Annotated in this window: 22 protein-coding genes; 14 read left to right on the top strand and 8 right to left on the bottom strand. The window is 63.0% G+C overall.

What is annotated here, in order from left to right:
• Position 1: 1 nt before the first annotated feature.
• From PO605_RS24080 to PO605_RS24045, 8 genes are all read right to left on the bottom strand, one after another.
• Entirely contained in the window at positions 2-313 is a 312-nt protein-coding gene (locus PO605_RS24080) for a hypothetical protein (RefSeq protein WP_272206983.1), read from the bottom strand.
• Positions 310-660, bottom strand: a complete 351-nt coding sequence (locus PO605_RS24075; protein WP_016445069.1) for a hypothetical protein — start codon at positions 658-660, stop codon at positions 310-312. The genes PO605_RS24080 and PO605_RS24075 overlap by 4 nt, the downstream gene beginning before the upstream one ends.
• Complete coding sequence (locus tag PO605_RS24070; RefSeq protein WP_272206982.1) at positions 650-1,231, bottom strand: DUF2514 domain-containing protein; 582 nt, start codon at positions 1,229-1,231, stop codon at positions 650-652. Before PO605_RS24070 ends, PO605_RS24075 begins: the two co-directional genes overlap by 11 nt.
• Entirely contained in the window at positions 1,228-1,770 is a 543-nt protein-coding gene (locus PO605_RS24065; RefSeq protein WP_272206981.1) for a lysozyme, read from the bottom strand. The genes PO605_RS24070 and PO605_RS24065 overlap by 4 nt, the downstream gene beginning before the upstream one ends.
• Positions 1,771-1,904: 134 nt before the next feature.
• Positions 1,905-2,432 carry a hypothetical protein gene (locus PO605_RS24060; protein WP_272206980.1) on the bottom strand — a complete coding sequence of 176 codons (528 nt, stop codon included), beginning with the start codon at positions 2,430-2,432 and terminating at the stop codon, positions 1,905-1,907.
• Positions 2,433-2,642: 210 nt separating this feature from the next.
• The gene (locus PO605_RS24055) at positions 2,643-2,996 is read right to left on the bottom strand and encodes a DUF4282 domain-containing protein (RefSeq protein ID WP_272206979.1); all 354 of its coding nucleotides are present in this window, start codon (positions 2,994-2,996) and stop codon (positions 2,643-2,645) included.
• A 170-nt stretch (positions 2,997-3,166) separates the two neighbouring features.
• On the bottom strand, positions 3,167-3,751 hold the full coding sequence (locus PO605_RS24050; RefSeq protein ID WP_272206978.1) for a hypothetical protein: 585 nt from the start codon (positions 3,749-3,751) through the stop codon (positions 3,167-3,169).
• On the bottom strand, positions 3,751-4,089 hold the full coding sequence (locus PO605_RS24045) for a helix-turn-helix domain-containing protein (protein ID WP_158530159.1): 339 nt from the start codon (positions 4,087-4,089) through the stop codon (positions 3,751-3,753). Before PO605_RS24045 ends, PO605_RS24050 begins: the two co-directional genes overlap by 1 nt.
• 112 nt (positions 4,090-4,201) lie before the next feature.
• Between PO605_RS24045 and PO605_RS24040 the strand changes: the two genes are divergently transcribed.
• From PO605_RS24040 to PO605_RS23975, 14 genes are read left to right on the top strand one after another with little or no spacing between them, the layout of a single operon-like run.
• On the top strand, positions 4,202-4,450 hold the full coding sequence (locus PO605_RS24040) for a helix-turn-helix domain-containing protein (RefSeq protein WP_052014146.1): 249 nt from the start codon (positions 4,202-4,204) through the stop codon (positions 4,448-4,450).
• A complete protein-coding gene (locus PO605_RS24035; RefSeq protein ID WP_043793003.1) occupies positions 4,447-4,761 on the top strand; it encodes an IclR family transcriptional regulator in 315 nt (104 codons plus the stop codon). Before PO605_RS24040 ends, PO605_RS24035 begins: the two co-directional genes overlap by 4 nt.
• Positions 4,762-4,766: 5 nt before the next feature.
• Positions 4,767-5,738: a hypothetical protein gene (locus PO605_RS24030; RefSeq protein WP_272206977.1), complete on the top strand. Its 972-nt coding sequence runs from the start codon at positions 4,767-4,769 to the stop codon at positions 5,736-5,738.
• Positions 5,739-5,748: 10 nt separating this feature from the next.
• A complete protein-coding gene (locus PO605_RS24025; RefSeq protein WP_272206976.1) occupies positions 5,749-7,500 on the top strand; it encodes a transposase in 1,752 nt (583 codons plus the stop codon).
• Positions 7,500-8,741 carry an ExeA family protein gene (locus tag PO605_RS24020; protein ID WP_272206975.1) on the top strand — a complete coding sequence of 414 codons (1,242 nt, stop codon included), beginning with the start codon at positions 7,500-7,502 and terminating at the stop codon, positions 8,739-8,741. The genes PO605_RS24025 and PO605_RS24020 overlap by 1 nt, the downstream gene beginning before the upstream one ends.
• 1 nt (position 8,742) lies before the next feature.
• Entirely contained in the window at positions 8,743-8,916 is a 174-nt protein-coding gene (locus PO605_RS24015) for a hypothetical protein (protein ID WP_016445061.1), read from the top strand.
• A complete protein-coding gene (locus tag PO605_RS24010; RefSeq protein WP_016445060.1) occupies positions 8,916-9,080 on the top strand; it encodes a hypothetical protein in 165 nt (54 codons plus the stop codon). Before PO605_RS24015 ends, PO605_RS24010 begins: the two co-directional genes overlap by 1 nt.
• Entirely contained in the window at positions 9,077-9,664 is a 588-nt protein-coding gene (locus PO605_RS24005) for a hypothetical protein (protein WP_272206974.1), read from the top strand. The genes PO605_RS24010 and PO605_RS24005 overlap by 4 nt, the downstream gene beginning before the upstream one ends.
• On the top strand, positions 9,661-10,116 hold the full coding sequence (locus PO605_RS24000; protein ID WP_272206973.1) for a hypothetical protein: 456 nt from the start codon (positions 9,661-9,663) through the stop codon (positions 10,114-10,116). Before PO605_RS24005 ends, PO605_RS24000 begins: the two co-directional genes overlap by 4 nt.
• A gap of 17 nt (positions 10,117-10,133) precedes the next feature.
• The gene (locus PO605_RS23995; protein WP_272206972.1) at positions 10,134-10,340 is read left to right on the top strand and encodes a hypothetical protein; all 207 of its coding nucleotides are present in this window, start codon (positions 10,134-10,136) and stop codon (positions 10,338-10,340) included.
• A gap of 10 nt (positions 10,341-10,350) precedes the next feature.
• Complete coding sequence (locus PO605_RS23990; RefSeq protein ID WP_272206971.1) at positions 10,351-10,965, top strand: DUF3164 family protein; 615 nt, start codon at positions 10,351-10,353, stop codon at positions 10,963-10,965.
• Positions 10,962-11,348, top strand: a complete 387-nt coding sequence (locus tag PO605_RS23985; protein ID WP_272206970.1) for a DUF2528 family protein — start codon at positions 10,962-10,964, stop codon at positions 11,346-11,348. The genes PO605_RS23990 and PO605_RS23985 overlap by 4 nt, the downstream gene beginning before the upstream one ends.
• Positions 11,345-11,779 (top strand): hypothetical protein, encoded by a 435-nt coding sequence (locus tag PO605_RS23980; RefSeq protein WP_272206969.1) that lies wholly within the window; start codon positions 11,345-11,347, stop codon positions 11,777-11,779. The genes PO605_RS23985 and PO605_RS23980 overlap by 4 nt, the downstream gene beginning before the upstream one ends.
• On the top strand, positions 11,776-12,765 hold the full coding sequence (locus PO605_RS23975; protein ID WP_272206968.1) for a recombination-associated protein RdgC: 990 nt from the start codon (positions 11,776-11,778) through the stop codon (positions 12,763-12,765). Before PO605_RS23980 ends, PO605_RS23975 begins: the two co-directional genes overlap by 4 nt.
• Positions 12,766-12,858: the final 93 nt, after the last annotated feature.

The raw sequence follows: 12,858 nt of genomic DNA, 5'->3' as shown, positions 1-12,858 counted from the left end.
GTCAAACCTGCGTGATCTTGGGCCGAGCGATGCCGGGCTGGGCGTCGATCGTGTACTCGACAAAATCGATGCCGGTGCGTGTCAGGTCCACGCTCCAGCGGTCCATCGGGTCCTTGGCGATGCAGACCATCTCGCGGGCTTCCAGATAGTCCAGATTGACGCGCACCTCCTGGTGCGTGGCGTCTGGATAAACGGCGCGGATGATGGCGAGCAGCGGCTCGGTGTAGATGCCGGCAGGCCGGCTCAGGTTGACGGCGGACAGAAGATGCCAGCGGATCTCCTCTCGACGGATTTTTGCCAGGTCGATGCTCACTTATTCCCTCCTTTCAGAATCTGTTCCAGGTAGCGCTCCATGCGCAGCGCGAAGTTGTCGATGCGCGCTTCGATGATTCCTATGTGCCTCACGAAGTCCTCCCGGAGCACATAGTCGCGTGCGACATCGGCCTGGTGCTTGCGGAACTCCCGCTCCAGTTGCTGGGTCGCCTTGTCCGTGTCCCTTTGCGCGGAAAGCATCGACTCCATGGTCTTTCCCAGGGCATCGAACCGCTCCGCAAGGCGCCGTTCCTGCTGCCCGCTGATCACCTTCATCAGCGCCCACAAGGCGGCAACGAAGAGGGCCAGCACCGTGATCACGTTTCCCAGCGTCAACTCAAAAACCATCGGTGCCTCGCTGCGTTGTTGTGCTGGTGTCCTGCAGGACGCCCACGAAGTCCTGCAGGCCTCTCACTTGGATGGCGAGCCCATCAGCGACTGCTGCCACCGCTGTGTATCGGCTGCTGCACTGTCCGAGTGCGTTGCGGGCGGTGGTGGCTGCATCAACGTCGGCGGCGGTGCAGGCATTTGCGGCGCTGCTGGACAGGCGAGCTGCAGCGTCTGCGTTGAGCTGGGCGATAGTGGTGTGCAAGCTGCGATTGCGAGCATCGGCGGCAGACACAGCATTGCGAAGCGTGGCCTCGCGGTTGGCTTGTTCACGGGCAATCCTTTCGGTTTCACGTTGCTTGGCTTGCTCCTGCTCGCGCGCCTGGCGCTCCTGCAGCGCGTGCTCCAATGCCGCCTTGGCTTCGGCTTTGGCCTGGGCCTGCTCACGCTTCAGGTCGGCGGCCACCCATTGGCCTTTGACACGCTGATCTCCCTGCGCATCGCCGAGGGCGACAAGGTGTGCATTCCAGGCGCGCAGGCCCAGCACGGCGGCCAGCACCAGGACGGCAGTAATCCAGATACGCGCGCTCATGGCATGGGCTCCCCGAGGCACATGGCACGCAGGCGCTGGCGGTCAGTCCAGACGCCCCTGCATGTGCGGTTGTCGGGATGGCTGCAGCGGTCCTGCGGCTTGCTGACCGGGCCTGCACGGTCATAAAGCAGGATCGCCTCGCAGGCGCCCTTGTGATCACTGGCTTGCAGGCGCCGCACGATGGCGCTGGGGCCGGTGCGCTCGTTGTTCATGCAGACCGAGGTGGCGCCCGCGTTGTGCGCCAGGCCCACGAAGGCATCCCACTCGCGCGGATACAGCCGCACATCGCCGAAGCAGCGGCGTAGCGCAATCTCTTTTTCAGCGGCATCTGCGCGCAGTCGAATCAGCGCGCGCACGGGTGTGGTCTTGTCGCCAGCCTTGACTCCCACGGTGGTGCCAAAGCCCACCGTGGGCACCTTCGCACCATGCACAGGGTCGGGATATGCGACATCGCTGTAGCCCTCGCGCTGGGCTATGTAGACAAGACCAGAGGCCGAGAGCACGACGGCCAGGATGCCAAGACGGCCGTCAATTGCCATAGAGCCTCCGCGCGCCGGGTAGGCCTACATAAAGCTGGAATGAGGTATTCATGCACGGCAGAATGCCGCGCGCGCGTGAAGGGCGCTATTTATGCAATCTATAAGAAAGTGCGTTGAAACAGACTATAGAAGGCTTAGCTTTTGAAGTCCGCAAGCACGCGCCTCAGCCAGGGCGCTTGCGGTACATGCTCTGGATATCCGTCTGCGGTGGATTGTTCACGTTCGCAAATCAGGCTCAAAGTCTTTAGTGGCGGCGGCGCCTTGGCGCATAGACGGACGTACTCCGCAGTCCATGCGGCCGTTTGCTTTGGAGATAGCTCAAATGCAGGAAGCTGCTCAATGTCTGCAGCCAACTTACCCGCTTGTTCGGCCAACTCCTTGTGCGTCTGCTTGCGATCGCCGTAGCCGAAAACAAGGGCCATCAACCCCAACGCGGATATGCCGGTAGCGACCCAGTTCAGCGTTGCCAGATGCTTGCCGAACAGCGAGGCGCCCAGTATCAAGGTAATGCCCTTCGTGCCTTTATCAATCAAATCGAAGAAGCGTTGACGACGGCGGTGGTAGCGCACTTGCACCCATGCATTCCGCAGCGTCGCGCAACGCTGGCTCCATAGGGCATCTGCGCGCTCATCGCTTTCAACGGCAGTAGCTTGGGTGTTCATGGCTTGCTTTTGACAGCTGTCTACTTTGGACGTGGAGGCGCCGGAGGGGGGGGCGTGAAGTAGACCGATCCGCCTCCGCCGTCAGAGTATTCGCGCCTTACCTGCGGAGGGGGAGGTGGCGGTGGGGGGGGCGGCGGCGGGGGGGGTGGTTGCTTTTTGTCGGTCATTTCAAGCTCCCTTGGATAAAAATAAGTGGTGATGAGAAAAGTGTTAGCGAACTTGATCCGCGCCCTGAGTAGCAGCTAGTCGAACTGCAGCATCGCTTAAATCAGCCATCATGAGCGAGACTTCGGTAGTAATTCGCGCAACCAGCACGAAAAAAAGCGTCATAAAAGCCCCGCCGATGGCGCCTCCATAGCGCGTGATGCCAGTCCCCATCACAAGAGCGATCAACGTACCAATAGCTGTGACGGCTGCCAGCAGCATCCAAATCCAGTAGAACAGCTTCACCAGACTGCGGAATGTGGGGTACAGGGACTTGCTGCGCAGCAATTCGGCGAAATTGTGGACGTCCACCGACTCGGACCTGCCAGAGGTCTGCCCAACGGCAGGAGAAGCAGCCACGACTGGAACAGCTGGGGGGTAAACGGGTTCTGGCGCGATGGGGGGCCGTGGCGCTACCGGGCGAAACTGCCCACTTGCGATGGCCTCCTCCACCCGGCTGTAAATGGCGCCACATTGCGGGCAGTCCTCCAACTCATGGCCTGTAGATGTTTCGTTGACGTGTCCGCACTTCATGCATTTGCGTTGCATTGGTGTCTCCCTTCATTTTTTGCGATCACTTGATCGTACTTCCTCGCGGAAAACTGCTCTGCGTGCAAGTCAGCTCCGACCGCTGTTTTTTTCACCCTAAGCGCGATCCGTCTGGGAAGCAAGATGAATCGTGACGCCATCCAGCACACACCCAGATAGACCATCCCAAACCCCAAAAGTGCAGCCATCGCCCAGGGATTTCCCGTTTTATCGGTTGCAATAAGGGCTATGCCTATTGCTGCGTAGTAAATCGTCAAAACAGCGACCAGTCCGTAAGCTAGTACTGCGGCCGTCCAAGAAGTGCTGATTCGTTGCGTGTTCTCTTCAGCATTCCATCCTATGGACCCGCCTTTCCAGCAGATGCCCAGTTCATGCGCTGTGAAATGGTGCTGCTCCATCAACTGCTCCAACCAGTTGCGAGCTGGTTTTGGACACCAGATTCCTGTCCGCTGAGCGAATTCTGCTTGCAGCTGTGACTCGGGTGCAACTACGGCGCTGGCGTACTGGTGAAGATTCCCTGCCTGCACCACCTGAGCCACTGTTCCTGCAAAGTACTGTTGCTGCACTATTTCTTTCCCTTTTCTACTGAAAAGCGCAGGCCATGTTGGTCGAGGTTCCCTGCAACTTGCACCACTTGCGATACGCCCCCCTGAAAAACTTGCTTTTGGGTGGCAGGAGGCCCCGGTGTTCGGCGGACAGAGCTGTTCGGTTGACCCGTGAGAACGTAAGCGATGTCTACGCCAAGAGCGGCTGCCGCAATCAAGTAAGCACCACCAGGGAGTTGCCTACCTTTTTCGAAATTGATCTGTGCCTGCTTCGAGACGCTGCACTCCTCCGCCATGCCAGCAACAGTCTTAGCCAGTCGCTTTCGTTCCTCAACCAGCCGTTCACCGACTTTTTCCACGGAGATCCCCTTGCGAGGTCAACTTAAGTTGACCATAATGATGCCTAAGAGAGCACCGCAGAAATTTGCGGCGCTCATTTCCCTAACTTCTTAGGTAAAGGATAGCAAAGCAATGCATCCCGAAGAGATCAAAGCTTCGATGCGTATGGCGGGGACCACGCCCGCCATGCTGTGCGACGAGCTGGGGGTCGCAGCTTCATCGGTGTCCCAGACGATCAGCGGGCATATCAAGAGCCGGCGCATTCAGTCGCGCATTGCTCAGATCATCGGCAAGCCTGTCGAAGCAATCTGGCCAAACCAAGTGGTGCTTCGTCGCAGCCGGGCACAGATTGAGGCCCAGCGCGCGAGGGCGGCAGCATGACCCGTGCCACCGACTACACCAATGCCGCACAGCAGCGCATCTTGCAGTTGACCCTGGCGTTGTTTGGCGATGTCGTTCACGGCTACCCACCCAGCAAGTTGGCCGACCTGCTCCGGCAGCCCGCGAGCACCATCACCAAGGATCTGGACAACCTGCGCTCTGCAGGATTGGCCGAGCGCAACGAAGCCACTGGCCACTGGCGTCTTTCGCCCCGCTTGCCGCAGCAAACCATCAAGGTCTTCAACGCCATTGACGCCGCCTCTCGCCGCGTCGAGGAAGCCCGCAACCGATACACCCGCAACCCCGACTGAACACCATGGCACGCCCACAAACCACTGACATCGAGAAGAAGATTTCTGCGAAGGACACAGCAAATGCGCCGACGTCGTCGCATATACCGACCAATGAAGCAGCGGTCGACCAAGAGCGATTCGCTGCCGACATGCAGCTGATGCGCCAGCAGCAAGGTGCACTGACGGTAGAACGCAAGGAGCAGAACGAGCGCGTTGTAGCGCTGGCTCTAGATCTGAACTACCAAGGCAGCACCGACCTGGCCGTGCTGGAGAACTCGGCCCGTGATGCTATTCGGCGCATCGGCATGGGCATCTTCGAGTTGGGCGGCTACCTGCTGCTGCTCAAGGAAGGTTGCGAGCACGGTGAATTCACGCCGGTGCTGGAGCGGCTCGGCATCAACCCACAGGCTGCCAGCCGCTACATGGGCGTTACCAAGCGTTTCGCAAATTTGCCGACGTCGGCAAATTTGGAAAAGCTCGGCTACTCCAAGATGGTGGAACTCCTCCCCCTGGACGACGGCCAGGTCGACGGTCTCATCACCGAGGGCCAGACCGGCGAACTCGAACTGGACGACGTGTCCCGCATGTCTGTCAAAGAACTGCGCGCCGCCGTGCGCAAGGAACGCGCCGAGGCGGCGAAGCAGAAGAACCGCGCAGAGCGTCAAGAAGCGGTCAACGCCGAGATGCACGAAGAGGTGCGCCAGATCAAGCTGCTGCCCGAGCCTGAGCAGGCGAAACGCCTGCACGCCGAGGCCGGGAAGATCCAAGACGAGGTCATGGGCATGGTCCGAGGCAATCTGCGCCGCGCCCTCGAAAAGCTCAATGAGAGCGGCCAGGACCAAAGCCTGTTCATGGCAGGCATGGTGGGCCAGTTGATCGCGGAGCTGACCATGCTGCGCGACGAATTCAACTTGGTCGAAGTCGGCAGCACGCCCGAATGGGAAAAGTGGAGCCAGGCCCAAGGCGCCGCCTCCACATCGACCGCGCCCAACTGATTGAACCAGCATGAGCCCCGCCCTGATTGAAGCACTGCTGGAGGTGCACGCCCGTGCCCAGGCGGCAGGCCATGGCGGCAAGGAAGCCGTCTATGCATCGGCCTGCCAGCTCCTGGGCCTGTCCCGCGCCACGCTCATGCGCCGCCTCAAGGAGGTCTCCGTGAAACCCGAACGCAAGCGCCGCACCGATGCCGGCAAGATGAGCCTGGGCCTTGCTGACGCGCAGCGCCTGTCGGCGCAGATGATGGAAGGCTACCGCGCCAACGACAAGAGCATCCAGGCGATGCGCCTGTCGCTGCAGCAGCTGCGCGCCGAAAACCCGCTGTTCGCCAGCGTGGTGGACCCAGAAACTGGAGAAACCCGCCAGCTGTCGGAAAGCGCCTGCGCACGCGCGCTGCGCGAGTACGCCCTGCATCCCGAGCAACTGCGCCGCCCAGAGCCCGTGCAACAGCTCGCCAGCGACCACCCGAACGACGTCTGGCAGTTGGACTTCTCGATCAGCACCCTGTACTACGTGCCGGGTCAGGGCCAAAGCGGTGTCCAGGACATGGCGCCCAGCGAGTTCTACAAGAACAAGCCCGAGAACTTCGAGAAGATCAAGCGTCAGCGCCTGCTGCGCGGCGCCATCACCGACCACACCAGCGGCAGCATCTTCGTGCTCTACCTGGAGGGCGGCGAGTCCATGGCGAACATGGCCGAGCTGCTGCTGGCTGCCATCGCCCAACGACCGGACCAGCAGATGTACGGCGTGCCCTTCCACCTGATGGTGGACCCGGGCAGCGGTGCTGGCGGCGCCTTCCGCAACCTGCTGCGCCGCCTGCAGGTCAAGCTGATCGTGAACGAGGCGGGCAACCCGCGCGCCAAGGGCCAGGTAGAGAACGCGCACAACATCATCGAGACCTCTTTCGAGAGCGGCTTCAAGTTCGCCCATGTGCCCGATATCGCATGGATCAACGAAAAGGCCACGCAGTGGATGCGCTGGTACAACAGCACGCGCATCCACCGCCGCCACGGTATGGCGCGCTGGGCAAAGTGGATGGAGATCACCCAGGCGCAGCTGCGGCTGGTGGACGCTGCGCTGGCACGCCAGCTCCTGACGCACGCACCAGAGACCCCTAAGGTTCAGCCGAACCTGACAGTGCGCTTTGCCGGCCGCGAGTGGGACCTGCGCGATGTGCCGGGCGTGATGATCGGCGAGCGCACCGAGATCACCTACAACCCATTCGATGCCGCTGTGGCCTATGTGGTCCAGCACGGCGCGGATGGGCAGGAGCTGCTGATCCCGGTGCCCCAGGTCAAGGAAGGCCTGCACGGGTTCCGGGAGGGTGCTGCCCACATCGGGCGCGAACACAAGGCGCTGCCCGATACCGTGGCACTCACCAACCGTAAGGCCGTGGAGCGCCTGGCAACGGGCACGGACACCGACGAGGCAGCAGCGGCGGCGCGCAAGGCCAAGGCGCTGCCCTTCGGCGGCAAGCACGACCCCTACAAGCACCATGAGGAGCTGCCGGCCGCGACCATGCTGCCGCGCCGTGGCACCGAGCTGGAGCCCGCTACCCGTGTCGCCCAGGCCGCGCCCGAGCTGCTCACGCACTTCGAGGTCGCCAAAGTCCTGGTGGCTCGGGGCATGCAGATGTCGCCCGAGCTCCTGGCCACGATCAAGCACCTGCACCCTGAGGGCGTACCAGACGACCAGGTCGTCGCCCTTGAAGCACGGCTCAAGGTCCGCACCGGACTGCGCGTCGTCGCAGGAGGCCAGTGATGCACGTCTATACCGCCGTCGCCGTCATGCCTCCCCTGCAGCCCGTGCTGGAGGCCCACGAAATCACCCAGAGCGACCTCGCGCGCGCCGTGGGCCTGTCGGCTGCCGCTGCCTGCCGCCTGGTCAAGCACGGCCTGCTGCCCGCGCGCCGGGCCGGCGAGGTGCGCAAGCGCGCCCTGGACTACCTCAGGGGCCGTGGCGTGTCCATGGCCCATCTGCGTAACCTGGTGCTGCCGGTCCTGGCCGCACCTACCAAAGAAGTTGGCCCCGCCGAGTTGCACCTCGGCGAGGCCGTCCCCGAGAGCCCGAATGCCGACCAGGCAGAACCCAAGGAGGAAAGCATGCTACTACGCAACGAGACATTGACCACGGCGGCCAAGCGGCATTTCAAGCTGATGCGCAGCCCGTTCGTCGATGACATCCAGTCGCGCGACGACGTCTTCGCCAGCCAGCACGGCCGCTACGTGCGCGCCGCGCTGATGGACGCCGCCACCAATCACGGCTTCATCGCCGTCGTGGGTGAGTCAGGCTCGGGCAAGTCCACGCTGCGCGAGGACCTGGAGGAGCGCATCCGCGAGGAGCGCAAGCCCATCATCGTCATCAAGCCCTACGTGCTGGCGATGGAGCCCAACGACACGCGCGGCAAGCCCATGAAGGCCGGCCAGATTGCCGAGAGCATTGCGCGCACCCTGGCGCCCAACATCCAGCTCAAGAGCAGCCCGGATGCCCGCTACCGGCAGGTGCATGAACTGCTGAAGGCCAGCCGCGCAGCCGGCTACTCGCACCTGCTCATGATCGAGGAGGCCCACCGCATGCCCCTGCCCACGCTCAAGCACCTGAAGAACTTCATGGAGCTGAAGGACGGCCTGCGCCGCCTGCTGGGCGTGTGCCTGGTCGGCCAGCCCGAGCTGCAGCTGCTGCTGTCCGAGCAGAACCCCGAAGTGCGCGAGATCGTCCAGCGCTGCGAGCAGATCGTCATGGAGCCGCTGGACAACGACCTGGAGGGCTACCTCACGCACAAGCTGGATCGCGCTGGCGCACGCCTGGCCGACCTCTTCGAGGCCGATGCGCTGGACGCCATCCGCGCCCGCCTGATCAGCATGCCGCGCGGCGGCAGGGCCAGCGATGCCGTGAGCATGTGCTACCCCCTGGTGGTCAACAACCTGGTCTGCCGCGCCCTCAACGCTGCAGCGGTTGTGGGCTTTCCCAAGGTCGATGCCCAGGTCATTGCGGGGTGCTGACATGACGTTTTCCCTCTCCATCACCATCTGCCGGGGCCAGCGTCCCATCGTGCACATCGGCGACTTCGCCCATGTGCAAGCCGCCACGGAATACGCACTCCAGACCTGGCCCGGTGCAGCCCTGGTGACCGTCAAGCCTGTCAAGGTCATCAATCTGTGCAAGGAGGCCCTGTAATGCGCCAGCGCACCTATATCGAAATGGAGCGCTACAGCTGCGGCATGGGCCGGGCCGAGCGCATCGCCTTGTGGCTGCTCATCGCGTTTTGCATCTTCGGCAGCGGCGCCGCCGTTGCCCTGGCGTGGGGCTTCCTTGAGTACCCGGGGAGCTGGCCGCTATGACCGATCTCTCATGCCCTGCATGCGGCAGCGAGTTCGACCTCGCTACTGCGTTCGCCAGTGAAGAGGACCGCCAGGCGCTCGCCCGCCTGGTGGCGGTCAGCGTGCCCTTGGGCGCCCGCGTGCTGCAGTACATCGGACTGCACACGCCTGCCAAGCAGCGCCTGACCTCGGCCAAGAAGATCAAGCTGATCCTGCAGCTGCTGCCCGACTTGGAGCGCCAGGCCGTCGCGCACAAGGGCCGCGATTGGTCAGTGCCGCTGACCGTCTGGGCTGCGGCCATTGACCAGTTGCTCGCCCAGCGCGAGGCTGGCCGGCTGGAGCTGCCGCTCAAGGGCCACGGCTATCTGTACGCCGTGCTCGCTGGCATGGCCGACAAGGTTGGTGAGAAGGCCGAGCAGCAACGCGATCAGGACCTGCGCCACGCAGTTCGTCCCAACGCTGCGGCGCCGATGGACCTGGCCCGACTGGCGAACGCCCAGGACCCAGCGCTGGCAGCGCTTCAAGAACGCGACCGCAAGGCCGCACCGATCCCCGAACACCTGCGTCTAAGGATGGCCGCTATCAGCGGCAGGAAAGGAACATGACCATGGCACGGAAGACCAACATGAGCGCCGAGAGCGCTGCCATCGTGGTGTACCTGCGTAAGTTCGGCCCGCAGACCCGCCAGAAGCTGACCGAGGTCGTGCCCACCGACACGCCTGGTGGCCTGGCCAAGCGGCTTTCCAACCTGCGCGCCAATGGCTGGGTGCAGATCGAGGAGGCCCAGGGCCTGCCGGCCCTGTACGCCATCAAGCCGTGTGTGCGTGGCCTGTTCCCGGAGCTGGATGCGCGCCCGAGCAAAGTGGCGCGCTCCCCGGCACAGGATGGCGCCCCGGCCGCTCCTGCCAAGCCGGCGCTGGAGCCCGCACCTCCGCCTACGGCCGTTGAGAGGTTCACACCCGGCCCCATGGTCCTTTCTGCCATTCCCCGAATGGGCACGGCCCGTGCTGGTGCGCTGGCGTTCCTGGACTGCCCCAGCCGGGGTGTCCGTTGCTGATTCAACTGGTAGCTGCAATGCCCAAAGTCACGCCCGTCACCCCGAAGAACGCCGACTCGTTCATGTTCTTTGCCGACTTCGCCAAGGAGCTGCTGTTGACCCTCAAGAGCAATGCCACTGTCGAACGGTTTGTCCTCGACAGGACCGGCAACTGCCCGATTGAGTTCGAAGTCCAGATCACAAAGCTCGGCGGCAAAAAGTTGCCTCGAATTCTCAAGAAGTAACCCAACCATCATGACCACATCAACAATTCCCGCTGGCTACTGGCAAGACGCCCGTGGCAACCTGGTCCCCGAGTCCAAGATCAAGCCCATCGACAAGCTGCGCGACCAGTGCGTGCGCGATCTTTGTGGCATGGCCGAAGCCCAGATGCGCGGCCTGGCGAAGTTCAAGCTGCAGGCCATGCAAGACGTGGCCGCTCTTGTCACGGCAAGTCTGGAGCAGTACGGCGTCAAGAGCGGTGGCGACAAGGGCAACGTCACGCTGACCAGTTTTGACGGCGAGTACAAGATCCTGCGCCAAATGCAGGATCAGATCGTTTTCAGCGAGCAGCTGCAGGCAGCCAAGGCCTTGATTGATCAGTGCGTCACGCGCTGGGCCGAGGGCGCGAACGACAACATCAAGGTGCTCATCAACGATGCGTTCCAGGTCGACAAGGCCGGCAAGATCAACACAGACCGCGTGCTGGGCTTGCGCCGCCTGGACATCAAGGACGAGGACTGGTTGCAGGCGATGCAGGCGATCTCGGACAGCATCCAGGTGGCCAGCACCAAGCCCTATATCCGCTTTTACAAGCGCAACACGTCGGGCGGCTACGACCCGATCACTCTGGATCTGGCGGCTGTATGAACAAGAAGACCTTCACTGTGAAATCCACCTGGGACGAGTACGCCCAGGTGACGCTCCTGGTAGATCTCGACATCCTGACTCCGGCCCTGGCCACCGAGATTAATCAGTTCTGGAGTGATGCCGACTGGCGGTTAGGACAAGAGGGTGGCGACGTGGTGCGCACCGTCGTGCGTATGTTCGGCCACAAGGCAATTGTCTACATGATGGGCATCGGTGGTGCCGAGGTCGGCAACCTGTCTGGCGACGACTTCTGGACTCGCTCTGTCTTGTCGGAAGACGACGAGGGCTGGCCCGAATGCAAAGACCTGGGAATTTTGATCATTGAGGCGTCGGTGGACATGTGCGGCTACGACGAGATGGAGCTTGAGGAGGTCCATCAATGACGGAAGATACCGCCATCGTGAAATGCACCCGCTGCCGCAACTCGCACCAGCTGTGGCAGAGGCCAAACAAGCCGCACGGCAAAGATGCTTTCCTCTCCACCTCGGTCTGCCCGCGCTGCGGCGGCAAGAGCTACTACGACTGCACGCCCCAAGTGGCTTGGTGCTGGGCCTCGGGACTGATCGAGATCGGCGACGCACTGCCAAGCGCGGAGGCCATCGAGATTGCGCGAGGTCCCAAGTACGCACTGGAGGGCGCCATATCCGTCGCTGCCCGCCACGGCAAAGGCACTGGCGCCAACCAGTTGCTGGTGCCTGGTGTGCCTGAGGCACCCGACCAGGCTGCGGGCCTGCAGGCCCTGCAGCAGTGGCTGGAGTGGCGTAGTCGTCTGAAATCGCGCCATGGCGTTGTGTTCTCCACGGGGGTCCAATGATCAAAAACGCCATCATCTATCGCATCTCCGAGCCGGGGATGCCCGACCTGCAGGCGCTCGAAGCCGCCCTGGCCAAGAGCCCGTTTGCCGCGTGCGGCGCCACGCAGGAGCGCAGCGCGGGCTGGGTGCCGCCGCGCGGCGAGGAGCACGGCCTGCTGGCCGAGTCCGTGGCCGAGCAGTGGGTCATGCGCTTCATGACAGAGGCCAAGGTGCTGCCGGCCAGCGTGCTCAACCGCCGCGTCAACGAAAAGGCTGCCCACATCGAGGCCACCGAAGGTCGTAAGCCCGGCAAGAAGGAAAAGAAGGAGCTCAAGGACGAGGCCAAGCTGGACCTGCTGCCCATGGCCTTCACCAAGCAGGGCGCCATGTGGGTCTGGTTGGACCCCAAGGCCCGCATCCTGGTACTGGACACCGGCAGCCAGGCGCGCGCCGACGAAGTGGTCAGCGCGCTGGTCGAGGGCCTGACCGGCTTTGCGTTGGCTTTGCTGGACACGCAGACCAGCGCCCAGGCCGCCATGGCGCAATGGCTGACCACGCAGGAAAGCCCGGCCGGCTTTTCGATTGACCGTGAATGCGAGCTCAAGGCCGCTGACGAGTCCAAGGCCGTGGTGCGCTACGGCCGGCACCCGCTGGACATCGCAGAGGTTCGCCAGCACATCGAGCACGGCAAGCTGCCCACCCGCCTGGCGCTTACCTGGGATGGCCGCGTGAGCTTCGTGCTGACCGAGCAGCTGCAGGTTCGCAAGATCACTCTGCTGGATGCGGTGACCGAGGGCCAGTCCCAGGACGATGGCGGCTTTGATGCCGATGTTGCGATCACGACGGGCGAGCTGTCCCGGCTGATCCCCGACCTGGTCGAAGCGCTGGACGGCGAGGGGCGTACCGGGTTGGGCTTGGGCCTGCCGGCATCGCTGCAAAAAGGCGGTGCGATGACCGGGCCAGGCCAAGCACCTGCGGATGCCGATCCCGATAGCGCTCCGTTTTAGGCCTGCGACGGCCGCAGAGGCCTTCCAAATCGTTCCAAACCAAAAATCCAGGGGGATGCCGCTGTCAGGGCGCTCCCCCGCTCAGATCGCCGG

The sequence above is a fragment of the Delftia sp. DT-2 genome, assembly GCF_028401915.1.
Lineage (GTDB): Bacteria > Pseudomonadota > Gammaproteobacteria > Burkholderiales > Burkholderiaceae_C > Comamonas > Comamonas tsuruhatensis.
Note: the sequence above shows the minus strand (reverse complement) of the source record. Positions and strands in the feature narration are given on the sequence as shown.